General features: G+C 41.6%; 20 protein-coding genes. 6 read left to right on the top strand and 14 right to left on the bottom strand.

Going from position 1 to position 21,502, the window contains the following annotated elements; translation table 11 throughout:
- Positions 1-11: 11 nt before the first annotated feature.
- The 6 genes from WAO84_RS13190 to WAO84_RS13165 are packed head-to-tail and all read right to left on the bottom strand — an operon-like array spanning position 12 to position 6,497.
- Positions 12-887, bottom strand: a complete 876-nt coding sequence (locus WAO84_RS13190; RefSeq protein ID WP_340066359.1) for a tetratricopeptide repeat protein — start codon at positions 885-887, stop codon at positions 12-14.
- The gene (locus WAO84_RS13185; protein WP_340066358.1) at positions 884-1,924 is read right to left on the bottom strand and encodes a vWA domain-containing protein; all 1,041 of its coding nucleotides are present in this window, start codon (positions 1,922-1,924) and stop codon (positions 884-886) included. Before WAO84_RS13185 ends, WAO84_RS13190 begins: the two co-directional genes overlap by 4 nt.
- A gap of 9 nt (positions 1,925-1,933) precedes the next feature.
- A complete protein-coding gene (locus WAO84_RS13180; RefSeq protein WP_340066357.1) occupies positions 1,934-2,935 on the bottom strand; it encodes a vWA domain-containing protein in 1,002 nt (333 codons plus the stop codon).
- Position 2,936: 1 nt separating this feature from the next.
- On the bottom strand, positions 2,937-4,589 hold the full coding sequence (locus WAO84_RS13175) for a hypothetical protein (RefSeq protein WP_340066356.1): 1,653 nt from the start codon (positions 4,587-4,589) through the stop codon (positions 2,937-2,939).
- Complete coding sequence (locus tag WAO84_RS13170) at positions 4,582-5,448, bottom strand: DUF58 domain-containing protein (protein WP_340066355.1); 867 nt, start codon at positions 5,446-5,448, stop codon at positions 4,582-4,584. The genes WAO84_RS13175 and WAO84_RS13170 overlap by 8 nt, the downstream gene beginning before the upstream one ends.
- Before the next feature lie 47 nt (positions 5,449-5,495).
- Positions 5,496-6,497 (bottom strand): AAA family ATPase, encoded by a 1,002-nt coding sequence (locus WAO84_RS13165; protein ID WP_340066354.1) that lies wholly within the window; start codon positions 6,495-6,497, stop codon positions 5,496-5,498.
- A gap of 322 nt (positions 6,498-6,819) precedes the next feature.
- On the opposite strand from WAO84_RS13165, the gene WAO84_RS13160 reads away from it, so the two are divergent.
- Positions 6,820-7,683: an aldo/keto reductase gene (locus tag WAO84_RS13160; RefSeq protein WP_340066353.1), complete on the top strand. Its 864-nt coding sequence runs from the start codon at positions 6,820-6,822 to the stop codon at positions 7,681-7,683.
- Positions 7,684-7,791: 108 nt separating this feature from the next.
- A complete protein-coding gene (locus WAO84_RS13155) occupies positions 7,792-8,244 on the top strand; it encodes a 6-pyruvoyl trahydropterin synthase family protein (protein WP_340066352.1) in 453 nt (150 codons plus the stop codon).
- 18 nt (positions 8,245-8,262) lie between these two features.
- On the opposite strand, the gene WAO84_RS13150 is transcribed toward WAO84_RS13155, so the two are convergent.
- The 4 genes from WAO84_RS13150 to WAO84_RS13135 form a co-directional block, all read right to left on the bottom strand.
- Positions 8,263-8,673, bottom strand: coding sequence for a hypothetical protein (locus tag WAO84_RS13150; RefSeq protein ID WP_340066350.1), 411 nt, complete (start codon positions 8,671-8,673; stop codon positions 8,263-8,265).
- 8 nt (positions 8,674-8,681) lie between these two features.
- Entirely contained in the window at positions 8,682-9,065 is a 384-nt protein-coding gene (locus WAO84_RS13145; RefSeq protein ID WP_340066349.1) for a DoxX family protein, read from the bottom strand.
- On the bottom strand, positions 9,055-9,459 hold the full coding sequence (locus tag WAO84_RS13140) for an alkyl hydroperoxide reductase (protein ID WP_340066347.1): 405 nt from the start codon (positions 9,457-9,459) through the stop codon (positions 9,055-9,057). Before WAO84_RS13140 ends, WAO84_RS13145 begins: the two co-directional genes overlap by 11 nt.
- An 84-nt stretch (positions 9,460-9,543) precedes the next feature.
- Complete coding sequence (locus WAO84_RS13135; RefSeq protein ID WP_340066345.1) at positions 9,544-10,500, bottom strand: carbohydrate kinase family protein; 957 nt, start codon at positions 10,498-10,500, stop codon at positions 9,544-9,546.
- Positions 10,501-10,656: 156 nt separating this feature from the next.
- Here WAO84_RS13135 and WAO84_RS13130 point away from each other — a divergent pair, with 156 nt between their 5' ends.
- From WAO84_RS13130 to WAO84_RS13120, 3 genes are all read left to right on the top strand, one after another.
- Entirely contained in the window at positions 10,657-11,388 is a 732-nt protein-coding gene (locus tag WAO84_RS13130; RefSeq protein ID WP_340066344.1) for a metallophosphoesterase family protein, read from the top strand.
- A 57-nt stretch (positions 11,389-11,445) separates the two neighbouring features.
- A complete protein-coding gene (locus tag WAO84_RS13125; RefSeq protein ID WP_340066342.1) occupies positions 11,446-12,579 on the top strand; it encodes an SPFH domain-containing protein in 1,134 nt (377 codons plus the stop codon).
- 66 nt (positions 12,580-12,645) lie between these two features.
- Complete coding sequence (locus WAO84_RS13120) at positions 12,646-13,734, top strand: TFIIB-type zinc ribbon-containing protein (protein WP_340066340.1); 1,089 nt, start codon at positions 12,646-12,648, stop codon at positions 13,732-13,734.
- Positions 13,735-13,749: 15 nt separating this feature from the next.
- Here the strand turns inward: WAO84_RS13120 and WAO84_RS13115 are convergent, their stop codons facing one another.
- The 4 genes from WAO84_RS13115 to WAO84_RS13100 form a co-directional block, all read right to left on the bottom strand.
- Positions 13,750-14,184 (bottom strand): hypothetical protein, encoded by a 435-nt coding sequence (locus WAO84_RS13115; RefSeq protein ID WP_340066339.1) that lies wholly within the window; start codon positions 14,182-14,184, stop codon positions 13,750-13,752.
- A 47-nt stretch (positions 14,185-14,231) separates the two neighbouring features.
- Entirely contained in the window at positions 14,232-17,867 is a 3,636-nt protein-coding gene (locus WAO84_RS13110; RefSeq protein WP_340066337.1) for a T9SS type A sorting domain-containing protein, read from the bottom strand.
- A gap of 154 nt (positions 17,868-18,021) precedes the next feature.
- Positions 18,022-19,575 (bottom strand): L-piperidine-6-carboxylate dehydrogenase, encoded by a 1,554-nt coding sequence (gene amaB / locus WAO84_RS13105; protein ID WP_340066336.1) that lies wholly within the window; start codon positions 19,573-19,575, stop codon positions 18,022-18,024.
- 119 nt (positions 19,576-19,694) lie between these two features.
- Positions 19,695-20,240 (bottom strand): 3-hydroxyanthranilate 3,4-dioxygenase, encoded by a 546-nt coding sequence (locus WAO84_RS13100; protein WP_340066334.1) that lies wholly within the window; start codon positions 20,238-20,240, stop codon positions 19,695-19,697.
- Between the two features lie 161 nt (positions 20,241-20,401).
- On the opposite strand from WAO84_RS13100, the gene WAO84_RS13095 reads away from it, so the two are divergent.
- Positions 20,402-21,475, top strand: a complete 1,074-nt coding sequence (locus WAO84_RS13095) for an isoaspartyl peptidase/L-asparaginase family protein (protein WP_340066333.1) — start codon at positions 20,402-20,404, stop codon at positions 21,473-21,475.
- Positions 21,476-21,502 lie beyond the last annotated feature (27 nt).

The following is a 21,502-nucleotide window of genomic DNA, read 5'->3' as shown; positions in this document are numbered from 1 at the left end:
AAAAGAATATGTTACCAATCTTTTTCTGTTTTTACAGGTACCCCTTTTACTTTTTTCGCATTTAATTTTTCCTGTACTTTTTTCTCTTCATGATTCATGGCCTCAAGCAGGTTTTTAATACGTTGTGGTGATAACTGTCCCGGGCGGGGCTTAGGTTGTCCTTCTTTTTGATCCTGGGGCTGTTTTTGTTGCTTATCTCCCTCTTTATTTTCAGGTTGCTCATTTTTTTGATCCTCTCCTTCTTTTTGATCCTGAGGTTTATTTTCCTGATCTTTCTGATCTTTGTTATCGCCTTCTCCGTCCTTATTATCTTTTTTATCCTGGTCTTTTTGATCATTCTTATTTTCCTGATCTTTTTGATCCTGATCTTGATCTTGATCGTTTTTGTCCTGTTGGTTTTTATTTTGCTGCTGTTCTTTTTTTAGCATTTCTTTGGCCAGGGCGAGGTTGTAACGGGTCTCGTCATCGGTAGGATTGTTACGGAGTGCCTGCTTGTAGGCCTCAACGGCTTTCTCATACTGCTTTTCATTCATAAACACATTACCTATATTATGGTAGGCTTTGTGTTTTTCGTCTTTGGTTACGGCTACTTCTGTAGCCTGCTTAAAACGGGAAAGCGCTTCGAGGTAGCTGTCATTTTCATAGTAGGCATTGCCCAGGTTAAATCGTGCCGGGGCGTTTTCACCACTTTTTGCAATAGCTTTGCGATAGGTAGCTTCTGCTTCTACAAAGGCATCATCAGAAATTTTCTCGTTGGCATCATATACCAGATTATTAGATGCTTTGAGTGCTTTTTCTTTCATTTTTTCCTGTTCGCTATTCTGTGCAAAGGTTGCGGCGACTCCCAGTAACAGGATTCCTGTAAAACTAAGTTTTTTCAATATCATGATTCTTTTTCATTAAACAGGTTTAACTTTTGTAACCAGCCGGTTTTTCGTTCCAGGAAAAAGACATCTAAAAAGAGAAAAAGCAATGCAGCGCCCAGGAACCACTGAAACTGATCCTTAAAATCGGCAAACTGTTTTGCTTCAAATTCTTTTTTATCCATTCCGGCCAGTGTTTCTTTCACAAAATTTACGGTCTCTTCTGTATTTGCTCCGTAAAAATAGGCGCCATTGCCCTCCCGGGCTATGTCTTTTAAAATAGTTTCGTTAAGGTGCGTAATGACCACATCTCCGTTTCTGTCTTTCTTGTAACTATCTACAATACCGTTTATCTTGATAGGGATCACATCTCCTTTTTCGGTACCTACGCCAATGGTAAAGATGCGTATCCCTTCGGAAACGGCATCATCAACAATATCGATGGCGCGGTTAGAGTGGTCTTCTCCGTCTGATATTATAAAAAGGATACGGTTGGTTTGCTCTTCATCATTGTAATAGGTTTTTGCCAGATTAATGGCATCGTCTATGGCGGTACCTTGAGATGACAGCATATCGGTATTCATACTTTGCAGGAACATCTTGGCGGCTGCATAGTCGGTGGTTATGGGTAACTGAGGAAATGCCTGTCCCGCATAGGCTATGATGCCAATACGGTCGCTGCCCAGTTCATTAATGATCTCTGATACGAGTCTTTTAGATTTTTCGAGCCTGTTGGGTGCCACATCTTCGGCCAGCATACTTTTGGAAACATCTACGGCAAAAACAAGGTCAACCCCTTCGCGTTTTACGGTTTCCAGTTTGGTCCCGATCTTAGGATTTACCAGGGCTATGGCCAATGCTGCAATGGCGAGACACACTACAATGAGTTTGAGTATGGGTTTAAATGAAGAATGTGCAGGGCTCAATTTTTTGAGTAGTGTGGTACTGGCAAAACGCTTACGGGTTTTGCGTTTCCAGAAATATAATAAAAGGAAAGCCAGTACCAGGACAGGAATGGCTGCCAACAGATTGAAAAATATTTTTTCTTCTAACTGATACATATTCTTTTTTTAAATAAAGCTCCTGAATACGGTATATCGCAACAGGATCTCAATGAAGAGTAATGCGCCGGCCAAAAGGGCGAGCGGGCGAAATTTTTCTTCAAAATTGGTGTATTTAAACTCTTCTATTTCGGTTTTTTCCAGTTTATTGATCTCATTATACACTTCCTGTAGCTTCTTATTATTATCAGCTCTAAAGTATTTTCCCCCGGTTACTTCTGCAATATTTTTAAGGAGTTCTTCATCTATCTCTACTTTTCGATAACCAAACCGAAAGGTGCCATCTGAGTTGTATTGCACAGGGGTAAGGGCCATTCCGTTGCTTCCTAACCCTACGGTATAGGTTTTAATACCAAATTCTACTGCAAGGTCGGCTGCGGTTTTGGGCTCGATAAATCCTGCGTTGTTCACTCCGTCTGTTAAGAGAATAATAACTTTACTCAGTGCTTTACTGTCTTTAAGGCGGTTAACTGCTGTAGCGAGTCCCATACCAATCGCCGTACCGTCTTCTAACTGGCCAAACCCAATTTCATCAAGTGCTCTCATCACAATGGTTTTATCACTGGTAATAGGCGTTTTGGTAAAGCTTTCTCCGGAATATACAACCAGCCCTATTCGGTCATTAGGGCGATCTTGTATAAATTCTTTTGCTACGCGCTTAAGGGCGGTAAGCCGGTCTGGCTTCAGGTCTTTAGCCAGCATACTGGAAGATACGTCCATTGCCATTACAATATCTATACCTCTGGTGGTTTTTATTTTAGAAGTAACTTCTTTGGTTTGGGGTCTTGCCATTGCGGTAATGATCGCTGCCAGTGCCAGTAACCGCAGTGCAAAAAGAACGGGTTTGAGTTTGGCGAGCAGTGAAGGCGCGGCTTTAAAGCCTTTAATGCTGGATATTTTTAAGGAAGCGGTTTCTTTTTTTTGCTTGAAAAAATACCATACCATAGCTGCTGGCAATAAAACCAGGAGCCAGAAAAACTGAGGGTTGGCAAATTCTATTCCTTCAAACATACTAATTTGTGTTTACTTCGATCCTGTTGAGGATACGTTCTACGATCGCTTCTGCATAGGTATCTTCTTTTTTCCAGGAGAGCATTACATTTTGTTGGAAATTTTCACCTGCAAAAACAAGAAGTACATATTCACCTGGCAGCATTTCTTCTGATCCTGGCACGGCAAATGTACCGCTACCAAAGGTCTTCACGCCTTTAATCCCGTTTCGGGTATTAAACTCTTCCTGTTTGGTCACCAGATTTTTAGCACCGTTTTTTTCCATAAGCTCCAGCATACCATTGATGGCTTTTTCCATACTAACTTCTACGCCCTCATTATACATGATGGAGCTTACGGCTATGGAGAAAAGGCCTTTTTGGTTATGGTAACCAAAAACATGCATGTCTTTTATCGCAGCCCTGTTTTCCGGAGGAATCGGGATGTCCTGCCGCAATAAAACCTCGGGCGTTTCGATTGAAATAGGCGGGAAACCATAATCACTGGCAATCCATTCGCTCTCCAGGAGTTTTTTAGTGGGGTGTCCCGTGAGGGTATCTTTTACATTGGTAAATCCATAATACACGGTAGCTGCGGTGCCTATTGCAAAAATGAGAAAGGCTCCTACTGCTGCGGCATAGATAATTTTTTTCTTTCTTTTTTTGCGATTTTGCTCTTCCAGATAGGCTTCGTTATCCATAAGGTCTTCTTCCGTTGGTTCAGGAAGTCCTTCTTTGGTTTTGATCACGATCTGTTCGATCGCTTTGCGGTCTGCATCGGCCGCTTTCATCTCGGGTTTGGATCTTGCAAACTTCACGAGATCGGCCGCTTGTAAAATACGTTTGAACTGAGAGATGGTTTCTTCTTCAATATTGAGATTTCCCCCGTCTTTTAGCATTTGCAATTTGGTGATAAGCTCTTCTGTAGTACTTTCTAATGCTGAAATATTCACATCTTCTTCGAGATAGGCCCTTACGATACCTGTAAGCTCTGAATAGTATTGCTTGTATTCTGACTGAATAAGGTATTTGGACTGTTCCAGGTTTTTTAACTCGAGCATGGCTCTCTCAAAAGGAGGTAATTTGGCAATTTTTTCTTCTTCGGTAATGGGTTTTTTACGAAATACAAACCAATATACTGCCCCAGCTATAATAAGGAGAACAAGTATGCCAATAAGAACATACAGCCACCATTGGGTACTGCTTTTATTCACCTGAATAACGGGCTTAATATCATACATTTTTTGTTGAGTGGTATCGACGGCCACATCATTCACTTGCACATTGAGCGAGTCTGTATAAAATGAACGGTTATTAACAAGGATCTCCAGTCTGGGAAGGGCATAGCTGCCCGAATCAAACTGGGTAATGCCGTATTTTTTAATAAGCCGCATCCGGTCACCATCAGTGGCAGTATCTGTAGGGTAAGACTCGATCACCTCCATTCTGCCGAGGGTTTTTATTTCCGGAAAAACGATGATAGCCGTAGTGTCAGCCTCAACATTAACGAGGTAATTAATTTGCTCTCCAATTTTAATAGTTACCGAATCTACTGTTGAAGATACACGCACCGGGTTTTGAGCCCAAAGTGCAGAAGGGGCTCCCCATAAAAGGAACCACCCGGCTAACACCAGGTATATTCTTAAAGTTGTATATGTGTATTTCTTTTTATCCACGTCTTTTAAAATAGCCCAATAACTTTTTTACATAACTTTCATCTACCCTGCTACTAATAATCCCGGCACCACTGCGCGTAAAGGTATCTTGAAAATAGTTTACTCTTTCATTGTAATACTTACTGTATTGTTGGCGCACTTTTTTAGATTGTGTGTTTACCAGCATAAGCTCTCCGCTTTCGGCATCTTCCATTTGTACCAGTCCCAGGTTAGGTATGGCTTCTTCTCGTTTATCAAAAACCCGAATACCGGTAAGGTCGTGTTTTTTACCTGCAATTTTAAGTGTTTGCTCATAGTCATCTGCCATAAAATCGGAAAGTAAAAAAACAATTGCCTTTTTTTTCATCACATTGGACAGGAACTTGAGTGCTTCAGAGATATTGGTTTTTTTGCTTTTGGGCTCGAACTCTATAAGTTCCCTGATAATACGGAGTACGTGTGAGCGTCCTTTTTTAGGTGGGATGAACAGTTCAATTACGTCTGAAAACAGAATAAGACCAATTTTGTCGTTATTCTGAGTAGCTGAGAAAGCGAGGGTGGCCGATATTTCGGTAATAATATCTTTTTTAAACTGTTCTCCGGTACCAAAAAGTTCTGAACCACTAACATCTACCATGAGCATAAGGGTGAGTTCCCGCTCTTCTTCAAAGACTTTTATATAAGGCTCATTGTATCTGGCAGTTACATTCCAGTCTATATTCCTTACATCATCGCCAAACTGATACTGCCGTACTTCACTAAAGGTCATACCTCTCCCTTTAAAGGTAGAGTGGTACTCACCTCCAAAAATATGGTCACTCAGGCGACGGGTCTTGATTTCGATCTTGCGGACCTTCTTAAGTAATTCTTTCGTATCCATTAGCTTCAAAACAGGTAACTCTACTCTTATGAACGGTTACGAAACTACTAAGGTACTTCAATCTCGTTTACTATTTTATTGATAATATCTTCTGTAGTAACGTTTTCCGCTTCTGCCTCGTAGGTAATACCAATACGATGTCTTAATACATCGTGTATAACGGCTCTTACATCTTCGGGTATTACATATCCTCTCCTCCTTATAAAGGCATAACATTTGGAGGCAGTGGCCAGGTTTATACTACCTCTGGGAGAAGCTCCAAAGTTAATAAGGGGGGTAAGATCAGATAAATTGTATTTTTCAGGATATCGGGTAGCAAATATGATATCCAGAATATATTTTTCAATTTTTTCATCCATATATACTTCCCTGGCTGCTTCCTGTGCACGCAAAATTTGTTCAATAGACACTACAGGAGATACTTTTTCAAAAGAACCTTTTAGGTTGGCCCTTATAATAAGCTGTTCCTCATTAAGCTTGGGATAATCGATAACGGTTTTAAGCATAAAACGGTCTATCTGTGCTTCGGGAAGCGGGTAGGTACCTTCCTGCTCTACCGGGTTTTGGGTAGCCATTACCAGAAATGGTTTGTCCAGAGTGAAGGTTTCATCACCAATGGTTACCTGTTTTTCCTGCATGGCCTCTAACAAAGCCGATTGTACTTTTGCAGGAGCCCTGTTAATCTCATCTGCCAGTACGAAATTTGCGAAGATAGGACCTTTCTTGATGGAAAAATCGTTTTCTTTGATGTTGAAGATCAATGTACCTATCACATCGGCAGGAAGGAGGTCTGGAGTGAACTGAATACGACTGAAACTTCCATGTACTGCTTTGGCAAGGGTGTTAATCGCCAATGTCTTGGCAAGCCCGGGTACACCTTCCAGTAAAATGTGTCCCCGTCCCAGAAGCCCGATTAACAAGCGTTCTACCATATGCTTTTGCCCTACAATAACCTTGTTCATTTCAAGGGTAAGCAAATCTACAAAAGCGCTTTCCTTTTCAATTTTTTCATTAATCCTACTAATATCAATAGTATTGTTTTCTTCCATACATTGGTTTTTAAGGCCGTGAATTTAACAAACCTTATTCTTTGATGCAAATTGATAAATTTATGTACTTATGGCTGTTAACAATTGGTTAAAAATTGAAAGTCATTATATAAGGCCTCTGGTTTTAGTAAAAAATTATGAATATTTAAGAGCATGATACTCTAAAGATCCCTCTTTTTGAAATAATAAAGAATTGTTGCCAGATACGGGTAAGTAAATTATGTAATGAGCTTTTTAAGGATGCGGGCGGTGTGTACAAACAGGAATTATTATTTTAGAGGGCCATGCAGAAGGTATTTCATAAACCGTAAAATAGAAGAACATGTACTATTCACGAATTATAGCAGGGACTATGACCTGGGGAAGTTGGGGGAAAGCCCTGAACTGTAAAGAAATGGTAAGGCTTATAAATCTATGCCTGGAACAGGGGGTCACTACTTTTGACCATGCCGATATTTATGGAGGTTATACTACGGAAGCAGAATTTGGTAAGGCTTTTCTGGAAAGTGGTATCTCCAGAGAAAACATACAACTTATCTCTAAATGTGGGATACAATACATTGCGGAAAAAAGAGCTAACGTGGTAAAACATTATGATTATGGTAAAAAGTACATCGTTTGGTCAGTTGAAGAGTCCCTGCGCAATCTTAAAACGGATTATCTTGATCTTTTATTACTACACAGGCCCAGCCCTTTAATGCATCCTGATGAGATAGCTATTGCGGTGGAAAAATTAAAGAAAGAAGGAAAAATAAAAGATTTTGGAGTATCTAATTTCACACCTTCACAAACGGATATGATACAGAGCCGCACCCAGGTAAGCGTAAATCAAATAGAATGCTCACTTACCAATCACGTGGTTATGCATAATGGTACTCTCGATCATATGATGCTTCATAATATACGCCCTATGGCATGGAGTCCGCTGGGAACGGTTTTTAGGGAGAGTACAGAACAAACTGGCAGAGTACAGCAGCAGCTTTTGGCGCTCATAGAAAAGTATAATGCCACTGCAGACCAACTTTTGCTGGCGTGGTTACTGAAACATCCCACAGGCATTCATCCGGTTATTGGAACCACACATCCTGACCGTATTCGCAATTCGGTAAAGGCAGGAGAAATAGAGCTTACACTCGAAGACTGGTTTTTAATGCTGGTAGCCGCTACAGGTCACAAAGTTCCCTGAGTAATTTTAAAAGGGATACTGTGTTAACAGGCATTGGGTGTCTTACAAAATCTATACCTTTGCATATAACAATCTATCGCTCATAACGATTAAATAATAAGAGGCCGAATGAGTAAAATTCGCATTACCAAAGAGTTTAGTTTTGAAACAGGGCATGCTCTCTACGGGTATGACGGAAAATGCAGGAATGTGCATGGGCACAGTTATCAATTATCGGTTACAGTAATAGGCACTCCCATTGAGGACATTTCTCATGTGAAATACGGAATGGTGATTGACTTTGGCGATCTAAAAAAAATTGTGAGAGAAGAAATTGTTGATGTTTTTGATCATGCTACTGTTTTCAATAAAAACACGCCTCACCTGGAGTTGGCGAAAGAGCTGCAAGAGCGGGGACATGATGTAATTCTGGCCGATTATCAGCCTACCAGTGAGAATATGGTTATTGATTTTGCTCAAAAAATAAAAAAACGACTTCCAGACACTATCCGGTTACACTCTTTAAAACTCAGGGAAACGGCCACTTCTTTTGCAGAATGGTATGCCGAAGATAATGAATAGTGAATCATTATTTTTCTATTACCAAAAATACTGAATTAATCCCCAGATAAACAGATAGGTCCAAAGAATAGTACGTATCCAGTTTTTCTGAATAAGCTTTTCAATGGTATCCTGTATATGGCGTCCTTTTGACAGTTCTTTGTGCAATGGCATAGCCTGTAAGAAAGTAAGTGCCCATAGCAATAGTACTAAAAGCAGTTCTGTAGAAGTAACCAGAGAAATATTCTGAAAAAAACGAAAAATATACAGAATGGCCTGGCCCGTCATAAGAGGAGCAACAATACCCGTAATACGATTTACATAACGCGGGTGCCAGGTTAGCATTTCTTCCCGGGTATAATACCTGAAACCGGGATAAGTAATACATTGTATAACCCAAATAAGTACACATAAACCGAAATCTATGAGCAAACGAAAAGTATCAATCATTTTTAATTCTATTTTGGGCTATAGCGATATCCTGCCCACCATGCCCATAGTATTAATAAAGGATGAATAATTACCAGGCGTAGCCAACCCACCCAGGGTTCTGTGCAAAGCGAATTTTCCAGGCAGGACCCCTCTTGAACAAAATAGACATGAGAGGGTATAAAAGCCAATAACATAAGGATAATTCCCCATGCGGCATATTTTCTTGATGAAGCAAATAAAAGGAAGAATCCCAACAGCACTTCCAAAACACCGCTTCCCGTATTCACAATATCAGGGAAAGGAATATAATCTGGAATAAGGGGGAGGTAAAAATCGGGATCTATAAAGTGGTAGCTCCCGGCAAACATATAAAATACTGCCTGCACATACAATGCTATTTTATTTTTCATACAGTTTCCAACGATATTGATAATGTACTTTTTTAAGGATAAGTGCAAAGGGTATCCACCAGATAAGATCGTTTGTTATAAGCGTATAACTAAACCCGAAGGGTACTTTGCCCTGAAGATAATTCATAACAAAACCGGCCGGCCCTAATAATTTTCCCAGGAGACCTACCGCAATAATGGGCCAATGGCGCATAGCATCGTAAGAGGCCCACCAATAGCCAAGGCCATACAGGCCTATTACCATACCCATTCCCTGCCATACCGTGGGATGATTTAGCGGGGCCATACCGGCAATTTCAAAAAAATGATCCGGAAAAAGCACTACCCAAACTCCCCATAAAAGGTTATAAACGGCTGCTATCCTTAAAACATATGTAGTAGTTCTTTCACTCATTAGTATTTTTTTTAACCACTTGAAACAAACATTAACCGTGTGAAAAATACGCTTTTTTTGGTTATGGACTATTGTACCTATTCTTTATTGAAAATTGATAGTATCCAGCATTTCTTTAGAAGGCAATGCCTCAATGGCGCCCAGGCGGGTAGTGGTAAGTGCCCCAAATGCATTGGCACGTTTTACCAAATTTTTTAATAGATCTTGGTTCGTAAGCACGGCCAGCGGATGGCTAATATCGGCAAGTTCTTTTAAAAGGCAGCCAATAAAAGCATCACCTGCCCCGGTAGTATCTACAGGTTTCACCAGAATACTGGGTACGGTCATAGTGAATTCAGGCGTACTTACCAGGGTCCCTTTTTCACCCAGAGTTATGCACAAAACAGCCTGACTGTGGGCGCGTAAGTTTTTCAGGGCTGTCTCCAACATATTTGTATTTGATAATAATAAAGCCTCTTCTAAACTAAGTTTGGCCAGGTGACATTTTTTTAAAAAAGTATAACAACTATCTTTAAAAGCTTCTTCATTGTTTTTCCAAAGATCGGAACGGTAATTAGGATCAAAGCAAATAAGGCAGTTACCGGCTACGGCCCGGTCGAGATAGGTACGGTAGGTTGTTTTTAAAGAACCTTCTAAAAAAGCGGTAGCAGACCCAAAATGAAGTATATGATCGTAAAATTGCGATGATACATTTTTATCGTAAGTTAAATCGGCATCTGCACCACGATTAAACACAAAATCTCTTTCTCCGTTTTCTGATAATGATACGAAAGCAAGAGTAGTAAATGTGTGATATTGCTGCATAAATTGAATGGAAACCTTATGATTTATAAGTGTTTCTTTCAGGAAATGCCCAAACGGATCATTTCCGGCAGCGCCCACAAAGAAACTTTGTCCGCCAAGCTTTGCTATGGCGGCCGCCACATTGGCGGGGGCGCCTCCTGCTTTTTTTACAAACTGTCGCGCTTCTGTAAGGTTCTTACCCTGGTGCTCAGCTACAAAATCAATTAAGATCTCTCCTATACAATATACTTTTTTCATATCGGGATACTACCTGTTATATTCTTTCTCTGGTTTCGTTTTAACGTTATAATTTCGTTACTTTTAACCGCATTTTAATCATGCGTTTTTCAAAAAAGCTACCTTTATTTTAAAAGAGTTAAATATACAACTTACAGCAAGCGAACTAAAAAAAGAATGTATAAAAGAAAACTGGTAATAGGTGATATTCATGGTGGGTTCAAAGCATTACAACAAGTATTGGAACGAGCAAAAGTAAGCCCGGATGATCTTCTAATATTTTTAGGGGATTATGTAGATGGTTGGAGCGAGTCGCCTCAGGTACTGTCTTTTCTCATGGACCTAAATACACGGCAACCCTGTATTTTTTTAAAAGGAAATCACGATGCGCTATGTTACGAATGGCTTACCCGTGGAGAGTCAAATACCAAATGGCTTATACACGGAGGGCAATCTACCATAGATGCTTATCAGGATATTCCTGAAGCAGAAAGACAACATCACATCAACTTTTTGAATACCTTGAAAAATTACTATCTGGATGAGGAGCGTAAGCTTTATGTACATGCCGGATTCACCAATTTACACGGAGTGAGCCAGGAGTATTTTCCCGAAATGTTTTACTGGGATCGCTCGCTTTGGGAAACAGCCCTTGCGCTGGATCCGTTAATCTCTGTTAATGATGATCGGTATCCCAGGCGGTTTTTACATTATAAAGAAATATATATAGGGCATACACCCGTTACAAGAATAGGGAAATCTATACCGGTAAATGCTGCAAATGTATGGAATGTCGATACGGGGGCTGCCTATAGAAACCCGCTTACCATACTGGATACGCAAACCAAACAGTTTTGGCAAAGCGATCCGGTATATACCTTCTATCCAAACGAAAAAGGACGCAACTAAACTTAAGTAAATTAATTATTTTCAGTAAATTAACCTGCCAATTTAAATTAAACGATCATGGGACTTTTTGATGAAATAAAGAAAAAACTCAGTAATGAGTTTATCGATATTGTTGAATGGTTAGACACTTCTAACGATACTCTGGTATATCGTTTTGAACGGTATCAGAATGAAATTAAGAACGGAGCTCAACTCGTTGTTCGCGAAGGGCAGATGGCTGTTTTTATCAACGAGGGGCAACTGGCCGATGTTTTTAAACCCGGAACATATACACTAAATACTCAAAATCTTCCTATTCTGGCAACACTAAAGGGATGGAAGTATGGATTTAACAGCCCGTTTAAAGCAGAAGTGTATTTTGTAAGTACTCGTTTGTTTACTGATGAAAAGTGGGGTACCAAAAACCCTATTATGTTGAACGACAACCGTTTTGGCCTGGTAGAGATCCGGGCATTTGGCACCTATACGTTTCGTATTTCAGATCCCGGAAAATTTATTAAGGACATTGTGGGTACAGATGGGCATTTTACCAGTTTTGAAGTTTCCGAACACTTGCGAAGTCTCATTGCTACCCGATTTACAGATACTGCAGGAGAGGCCAATATCCCTATTGAATTATATGCGGCCAATACTACAGAGCTTTCGGAAACCTGTCAGGAAGTAATGAAGCCGGAGTTTGCAAGAGTGGGTATAGAGCTCGAGAAATTCTATATAGAAAATGTATCTATGCCCGAAGAACTTAAAAAAGAGATCTTTGAATACAGCAGGCTCGATAAAATAGATATGACCCGACTATCACAATTTAAGGCAGCCAAAGCCATGGAAGCCGCAGCAAAAAATGAAGGGGGTACTGCCGGAGCCGGTATGGGCATGGGTATGGGCTTTGTACTGGCCCAGCAAATGGGCAATCTTATGAACACTTCCACCCAGCAGGCAGGGTCACCTGTTTCACAATCTGCTGTGACACCACCAACATTGCCACAGCAGGCTCAGTACTTTTATGCATTTAACGGGCAACAAGCAGGTCCGGTTTCTTTTGAGTCGCTTCAGGAGCTTTTTGCAAAACGTACCATAAACCGTGATACGCTTATCTGGAAACAGGGCATGAAGAATTGGTCTCCTCTTAAAGAGGTTCCCGAGTTAAAACCATTTTTAGGAGGAAATACCCCGCCACCGCTTCCGGGAGCTTAAAAAAATACCCTTAGAAAACTAATTTGACTGCCTGTTCAAAAACAAGCCTTTTATACTTTTTCCCGTATGGATGAAAAAGAACTCAAAAATTCAAGTGCTAAGAAAGCCTGTGCAAGTTGTGGTGCCGAGTTGCGTTACAAACCCGGGTCGCATCAGCTACGATGCGAATATTGTGGCTATGAAGAGTTCATTGAGACCCAAAAAAGTAGTTTTGAAGAATTAGAGTTACAGCATTACCTGAGTTTGGTAGGGAGCAATGTATATACCAATAAAATTGATCTCATACAATGTAAAAATTGCGGAGCCAATCAACACATAGAGGAAAATTATCAGTCCCTGCACTGTGTGTATTGCAGTGAACCTTTGTTGCTGGAGGAAAGCCAGGAAGAAGGATGGATATTGCCTGGTGCGGTAGCACCTTTTCAATTTGACACAAAAAAGGCACGTGCTATTTTCAGAAAATGGATCAAAGGCTTATGGTTTGCTCCCAATACGCTTAAAAAAGCGGCCTTAAAACCGGAAGCATTGCATGGCCTTTACCTGCCCTACTGGACTTTTGATGCAGACCTTTTTGCAAATTATAAAGGGATGCGAGGGGATTATTACTATGTAACCCGTACAGTACAAACCAAAGATGGCCCCAGAACACAACAAGTTCGAAAAACAAGATGGACCCCTGCTTCGGGGCACGTCTCCGGGTTCATTGATGATATTCTGATCAATGCTTCCCGGCATAAAGGGAAAGAAATCCCGTCCCGTATCGCTTCCTGGAATTTAAAAGAAATAGCACCTTTTAATCAAAAATACCTTTCGGGTTTTGTTACTGAAAAATATACGGTTTCATTAAAAGAAGGGCACAATGCATCTTTTGTGAAAGCAAAAAATATTGCCTACAACTGGATACGCAGAGATATAGGAGGTGATACCCAAAAGATATCACATGCCGATATTAAGCTAAGCAATGAGACTTTCAAACATATTTTATTGCCTGTATATATAAGTGCCTTTCGTTATAGATCGAAGAATTATCGGTTTTACATTAACGGACAAACCGGTGTTATTAGTGGTGAACGGCCGTATTCTTTCTGGAAGATATTCTTTTTGGTACTCTTTATTCTGGTTGTTATAGGCCTTATTATTGTTTTTACCCGATAATAGCGTATGAGTAAGCTATTCATCCGGAAGTGTTTCAAACAACATTAACCGGTAATAGCTTTTGGTGAGGTCTTTACAAATAGACTCGCTTGCCGTTCCTTTTATGTAGCTATCTTTTTTTGGCAGTTGGGAAGCATGATCACTCAAAACGAATACAGATTGTAACCCCTTATACGGCATCTGTACCAAACCCCGCCCCATATCAATAACTTTTGTGATTTTTACGGTAACAGTTTTGGTAAAAGTAATACCACAAACATCTGTATCACTAAAAGTTACTTTTTCAATATACCCTTCAAAAACAAAGGATGCCAAAGGTGCAGCGGGTGTTTCTTCGCCGGTATATACCGGTTTTTCAACAGGTTTTTTAGAACTCTTGATCTGTTGGCTCAGGATGGGCTTACAGGCAAGGCAAATACTAAATGCCAGAAAGAGAAAAAAGTGTTTCATCACTCTAATTTAAAAAAAGGCGGTGTAAGTACACCGCCTTTTTGTATCTATTGTTTTATAATTTTAAATTGTTCATTTATATTTTTTCCGGTAATGGTAACCACATAAAAACCGGCAGGGCTATTGGCTGCGTTCCATGTAAAATTGGTACCGGGTCTCAGGTCACTGCGTTCAAAAACCAGTTGTCCTGTAATACTGAAAACTTTAGCGGTAAGTGTATCTGTATATTGGGTACTCAGGTTAAAGGTAAATGCATTTCCTGAGGGATTGGGCCATACTACGGTACGCACATCACCCTCCAGCCTGGCCAGTACTTCACCATCTTCCGTAAGGTCATCACCGGCCGTTGTACCGGAATTATTTACAATACCGAAGATCTGAAAAATATGATCTCGGGGGGGTCTGCCGAAAAAAGTCTGAGACTGTGGTGTCCAGTTAACAGATCCTGTACCAAACAGGTTGGCGGGGTCTATAAAGGCAGATTCATTTCCAATAACGTTATTTTGTGTAAGCCAGAACCATTGCCGTAGCCCGGGATTAAAAGGAAGAGTGGCATATACCGATAACCAGTACGTTCCGCCGGAAAGTTCTATAGTTTCTGGCAACTCCAGATTCAGATTGGTATCTGTTGGTAAAGAAACCGGTGTTAGCGTACCGCTGTTATATATCTCATTTCCCGGTAATCCGCCGGCATCTTCATAGATAATAACGGTTGCACTGTTTAACAACGGATTGTTATTGGCTGCACCAAAAACAAGAATCCGGTTTACGGTCCATGATGTTCCTTCGGGTATTGCAAAATCATCAGAAGCCTGTGCAATAGCTCCGAAATCGGTAAAAAACTGGGAAGCGGTAGAGCTTACAAAAGGGCCTGTTTGCTCATAGATAGCAAACTCGGTAACGGTAACGGTGAAACCTTCGGTTACCTGTTCGATCCCCGAAGAGGCAATAAGGCCAATGGTAGCATTACCCTGTAGATCGGGACTATAACTAAGTGTAAGGGTATTGCCGTTAAGGGTGGCCGTAACCAGTTCGGGATTGGAATTGGTAACTTCAATATCGATCGGGGCTCCTTCGGCATCAAAGAGCCCTGTAATATCTACTACGGTATCTTCGCTATTAACATCTACAATAAGATTATCCAGTAAAAAGTTTACAGTAAGTGAAGGCTCAGGGCGTTCCTTAACGGGGAAACGCGCACTGTACAGGCCGTTACCATGTGCGGCTACCGCAACAAAACCATCGCTACGCGTTCTTACCTGGGTAACTACTGCATTGCCAATTACAAAGGGTTCTTTAAACCATCGGGTATTTGCGCCTCGTATTCGGTTGGTGGTATAGAGTCCCGTACTGGTACCCACATACAAACCTTCATCTCTGCCCTTCACAGCCAGCCATCTTACTGAAGGGCCATTGCCGCTACCATCGGGATTTTCTTCCAGGTTGCCGCTTATATCTGTCCAGGTATCACCGGCATCTATACTCATAAAAACACTGGGAATGACATAATTTGAAAAAACAGCAAATACACGATCGGAATTGGAGGGGTCCACATAAATATTGCTTACAAAACCAGGGGGCAGTCCTTTTCCGGTACTTATATCGGTAACGGGTTGATTATCTATATTCGCATTATCCATACGATATATCCTGCCGGTGCTGCTTCCGTAATACAATCGGTTGGCTATCGGAAACTTGGAAACATCCAAAGCAGTAACCGTACTGCCGTCTTCAGTAGCAGTCTGTGAAAGATCTACCCAGTTAACAGGAGTAGAAGCATTGGAAAAGACAGGTATTTCATCCAGATCATCATTACGCAAAATGCGGTTACCCGAAGGCAGATACATAATGTTATCGTTAACTGGATCGAGAACAAAAGGTGTAATAAATAAGAATGTATTGCTAATAGACGGCCTAACCCGTGCGAAAGAAACTAAGTCTCCGTTTTCGTTAAAGTTAAACCTGATAATGTTACCGCGCTGGGAGGATACATATCGGGTAAGCCCCCCGTCGGCAATGGCCGCATAGGCACCATCACCTCCTAATTCATCCTCCCAGGGAGCTCTGGGATCGGTAGAGTTGGTGAAATAAGTACCGTTGTCCTGGAAGCCCGCTATGAGATCATCGCTGTTGGGTTCTGGGTCAATAGCTACTGTATAGGGTTGTGTGGTGAGATACCCGTTGTTGAGGTCGGTCCATATTACGGGAAGTCCGGGGCTGAGAGAAGTGGTAATATCTTCGGTTACATGCACTCCGCCATCAGTAGCAGCAATAGCCTTGTTGGGGTTTGAAGGATAAAATACAAGATTATGCTGGTCTGCATGTTGTTGCGGATAAAGTGATACATTGTTTATAGGTGAATACCCTCCTATCCAGGTTTCCTGTCCTGCTTTGGTGGTAAACGCTGTCGAAGAACGATAAAGGTTAGTGGCTCCCAGAAATACCAGGTCTGAATTGGCAGGATGTACTTTAATTACCATGTTATAGGCTCCTTGAAGATCCAGATTTCCAACAGAGCCGCCAATAGCATCGGGAAGATTGGCGCTAAGGTCTGTCCACCGGGCTTCGGGTGAGGCATCGGCATCATAGCGCCAGAGAAAAGCTTCCAGCCCGGCGGCGAGGTTATGTGAAAAAAAGTACAGCCGGTTTTGATTGGAAGGGTCATAGGTTAGAACGGTTCTTCCAAAAGTGGGAAGGATACCCTGCGGGGTAATATTTGTCCAGCTTTCTCCATCTTCCGAAACGAAAAAACCGGCATTGGGGTTTCCGGTCACGGCAATGGTAGCATAAATAAGTCCTTCGGGTGTAATAAGAACCTCTGTTACATTATCAAAACCGCCCGCCAGTACCTGTTGAAAAGAGTCACCACCGTCTTGTGAGCGGTAAATGCCGTTTATGGTACCGAGATACAGATCTCCGGTTTCGGGATGGATAGCCATACTGCTCACTATATCAAAAGGAGAAGCAAATTGTACGCTGTTATCATTGGTGGCTTCAAGCAGCTTCCAGGTACGCCCGCCATTTACTGATTTGTAAACGCCCGTACCTGTATAAAAAGCCCCCCCGCCGGAAGCGGAGTTCCCAAAACGTTCTCCTGTGGCATAATACCAGGTATTGGTGCGATTTCTTCTCGGGTCCTGAACAATAGCGGTAATACTGGGCGCCTGCCTGCTGTTGGTTACTTCACGCCAGCTTTGACCCGCATCAGCAGATCGCCAGAGCCCTCCGGAAACTCCTCCGGCCAGAATAATGTTTTCGTTGGTAATATCAAGAGCCAGTGCACGGGTTCTTCCCCCCACATTAAAAGGCCCCCGGCTGGTCCAGTTAGAAAATCGCCCCTGTAGCGCACTGGTTTTTTGTGCTGCCACCGGGATACCTCTGGAAAAGCTGATCTCTTTTTCAAGAATGCCTTCGGGTATTTTACCGGTATAAGGATCTTTGAGCATTTCATATTCATATTGTATTCTGTCAAGGGCCCTGTCACGAACGGCCTTTGGTTCCTTTTCAGAGACCCCTGTTCTACTGTCATAAATTTTAGTCTGTTTATACAGGGCATGGCCTTTGGGAACCTGAGAAGGCTCATGTTGAGGTTTTGGCTGCTGTGCTGATAAGGGAATACTAAAAAATAGCAGTGCCAGCTTAATAAACAGAAGTTTCTGCTTACATAGTAATACTTTTTTCATAATGTATAAGGTTTTGGTTTCTTACAAAACTAATATAAAAAACGATTAAAATACAGGGTATAAAACCCTGTTTTATACATGTGAAAATAAAACGGGCCGCTTCTGGAAGAAACAGCCCGTTTTTAGGTGATATGTGTTCTGTATCAGGAGTTTACTACAAATCGAATTTGATGCCTTGCGCCAGTGGTAACTCTGTAGTGTAGTTTATAGTGTTGGTTTGTCGTCGCATATAAATTTTCCATGCATCTGAACCAGACTCTCTTCCGCCACCGGTGTCTTTTTCACCTCCAAAAGCACCTCCTATTTCTGCACCTGAAGTACCGATGTTAACATTGGCAATACCACAGTCTGAGCCGGCATGGCTCAGAAAACGTTCTGCTTCGCGTAAATTATTGGTCATAATGGCAGACGAAAGCCCCTGGGTAACATTATTTTGTATAGCGATGGCATTCTCTACATCCCCGCTGTATTTTAATAAATACAATACAGGAGCAAAGGTTTCATGCTGTACAATGGAAAAGTGGGGTTCTGCTTCGGCAATAGCGGGCTTCACATAACAACCGCTTTCATAACCTTCGCCTTCCAGTACAGCACCTTCCACTAGTATAGTACCTCCTTCTTTAACCACTTCATTCAGTGCATTTTTGTACATTTCTACGGCGGCATGATCTATAAGCGGCCCTACATGATTATTCTCATCGAGAGGGTTCCCGATACGCAATTGATTATATGCGCTGGTGAGCGCTTCTTTTACCTGGTCATAAATGCTTTCATGAATAATAAGTCTTCTGGTAGATGTGCATCGTTGCCCGCAGGTACCTACAGCACCAAAAACGGCCCCGATCACTGTCATTTTAATATCTGCATCGGGAGTTACGATAATGGCATTATTACCACCGAGTTCCAGCAAAGACCTGCCGAGGCGCTCGCCTACGGTTCTGGCTACTATTTTACCCATTCGGGTGGAACCGGTTGCCGAGATAAGCGGTACGCGGGTATCTGAAGTCATCATTTCACCTACCTGATAATCACCATTAATTAAACAGCTAATCCCTTCCGGTAACTCATTTTCTTTCAACACTTCACTTATGATGTGCTGGCAGGCTACCCCGCAGAGTGGTGTTTTCTCAGAAGGCTTCCAGATGCATACATCTCCACATACCCATGCCAGAGCAGTGTTCCAGCTCCATACGGCGACAGGGAAATTAAAAGCTGAAATAATACCCACTATACCCAACGGGTGGTACTGTTCATACATACGGTGTCCGGGCCTTTCCGAATGCATGGTAAACCCATGCAGCTGGCGGGAGAGACCTACTGCAAAATCGCAGATATCTATCATTTCCTGTACTTCTCCCAAACCTTCCTGATAGGATTTGCCCATTTCATAAGAAACCAGTTTTCCCAGCGGTTCTTTATACTTTCTTAGTTTTTCACCAAACTGACGCACAATTTCCCCTCTTTTGGGAGCGGGCATCAGGCGCCAGGTCTTGAATGCTTCCTGTGCGGCAACAATTACTTTTTCATAATCATCCCGGGTAGTGGTCTTTACTTTTCCAATAAGTTCACCATCTACCGGAGAGTACGAACTAATCACTTCTCCTGAAGAAAACCATTCTGAGCCAGTAGAAGTACCCTCGTTTATCTCATGTATATGAAGTGCTTTTAATGTTGCTTCGATCCCGAAACCGGTTGTCGTATTTATCATTTTATAACTTTTTTAGCATACTTTGTTTAAATCGTCACAAAAGTACAAATTATTGTAGAGGTAAAGCGAACTCATACCCCCGGATTTTGAGCAGCTTATCAGATAATGGATTAAAAACGTCAGGCTTTCTTTTCTGTAACAAATCGTTCGTCTGTATCCATAACAGCGCCACATTTTTCACAGGTACGTAATTCTTCACTATGGTAAAAATGGTTAAAATGCGGGAGAAAATCTTTTTCTATATCGTGAAGTTCAAAATACACTTCATATAATTTATGGTTACAATTGTCACAAAACCAGAGCAGGCCATCCTTAAATCCTTTACCGGCTCTTTTACGTTCTACTACCAGGCCCAAAGAGCCTTTTGAACGGGCAGGTGAGTGCGGAACCCCCCCCGGGTGAAGGTACATATCCCCGGGCCCCAGTGCTATTTCTTTTCGTTCGCCCTGGTCCTGAACAATTACTTTGATGTGGCCTTCCAACTGGAAAAACAATTCTTCGGTCTCATTATAATGGTAATCTTTACGGGCATTGGGACCTGCAACGATCATAACAATATAATCGCCCGAGTCTTTGTATAAATTGTGATTACCCACCGGAGGTTTTAAAAGATCTCTGTTTTGCTCGATCCACTGGTTTAAATTAAAAGGTTTGTTAATTGGCATGTTGTTTGTTTTTGACAGATAAAATTACGCATTTTTCATTGAAGGCAGCCATATGAACACTCCAATAATCAACCCATTTCCTGCAGATTTTTAAAAGAGGAAATTTAAAGAAAAAACCATCTTTTTTTTATAAATTTAAAACCTCTTGAAAACTGTCAACTATGAAAAAAATCAACTATTTCCTTATTACTTTATTCCTTATCTCATACACAGCCTGTAAAAATGCAGATACTTCTGAAGAACCGGTAGCTAAAGCGACCGTTACTGAAAAAATACCGGATAATTTTGGTATTGTTATACATGGAGGGGCAGGAACCGTTTTAAAAAAGAATATGACCCCGGAGATGGAAAAAGCATATAACGATGTACTGGAAAAAGCCATAAGAACCGGATATGATATTTTAAAAGAAGGAGGCAGCAGTATGGATGCCGTAGAGAAAACCATAAATATTCTGGAGGATTCACCTTTGTTCAATGCAGGTAAGGGTGCAGTTTTTACTAATGACGGGCGTAACGAACTCGATGCTTCTGTTATGGATGGTAAAACCTTGAATGCTGGTGCCGTAGCCGGGGTTACTACTGTTAAAAACCCGATAAATCTGGCAAGAGCTGTTATGGAGAAATCAGAGCATGTAATGCTCGCTCGTGAAGGTGCCGAGCTTTTTGCCGAAGAACAGGGGCTTACCATAGTAGATCCTTCATATTTTCATACAGACAGTCGTATGAAATCTTTGGAAAGAGCTAAAGAAAGAGAAAAAACAGCTCTGGATCATGATGGGCAGGCTTCTTTCTATGACCCTTTTATTAAAGACACTAAATTTGGAACAGTAGGTTGTGCAGCACTGGATAAAAACGGCAATCTGGCTGCAGGCACCTCTACAGGAGGGATGACCAATAAGCGTTGGGGGCGTGTGGGAGATGCCCCCATTATAGGGGCAGGTACCTATGCCAATAATAATACCTGTGCAGTATCTTCTACAGGATGGGGAGAATTCTTTATACGCAGTGTTGTGGCCTACGATATTTCCGCCTTAATGGAATATAAGGGGATGTCACTGCAGGAAGCGGCCCGGGAGGTTATACATAACAAAGTAGCAACCCTGGGCGGAGACGGTGGTATTGTAGCTATAGATGCCAATGGTAACATAGCCATGGAATTTAATACCCCCGGAATGTACAGGGCGCATATGAACCGTGATGGCGAACTGTACGTTGGTATGTATAAAGATGAATAGCCACGTTCTTCATGGGGCATCAACCGC

This window comes from Ascidiimonas aurantiaca, assembly GCF_037646345.1.
Classification (GTDB): domain Bacteria; phylum Bacteroidota; class Bacteroidia; order Flavobacteriales; family Flavobacteriaceae; genus Ascidiimonas; species Ascidiimonas aurantiaca.
Note: the sequence above shows the minus strand (reverse complement) of the source record. Positions and strands in the feature narration are given on the sequence as shown.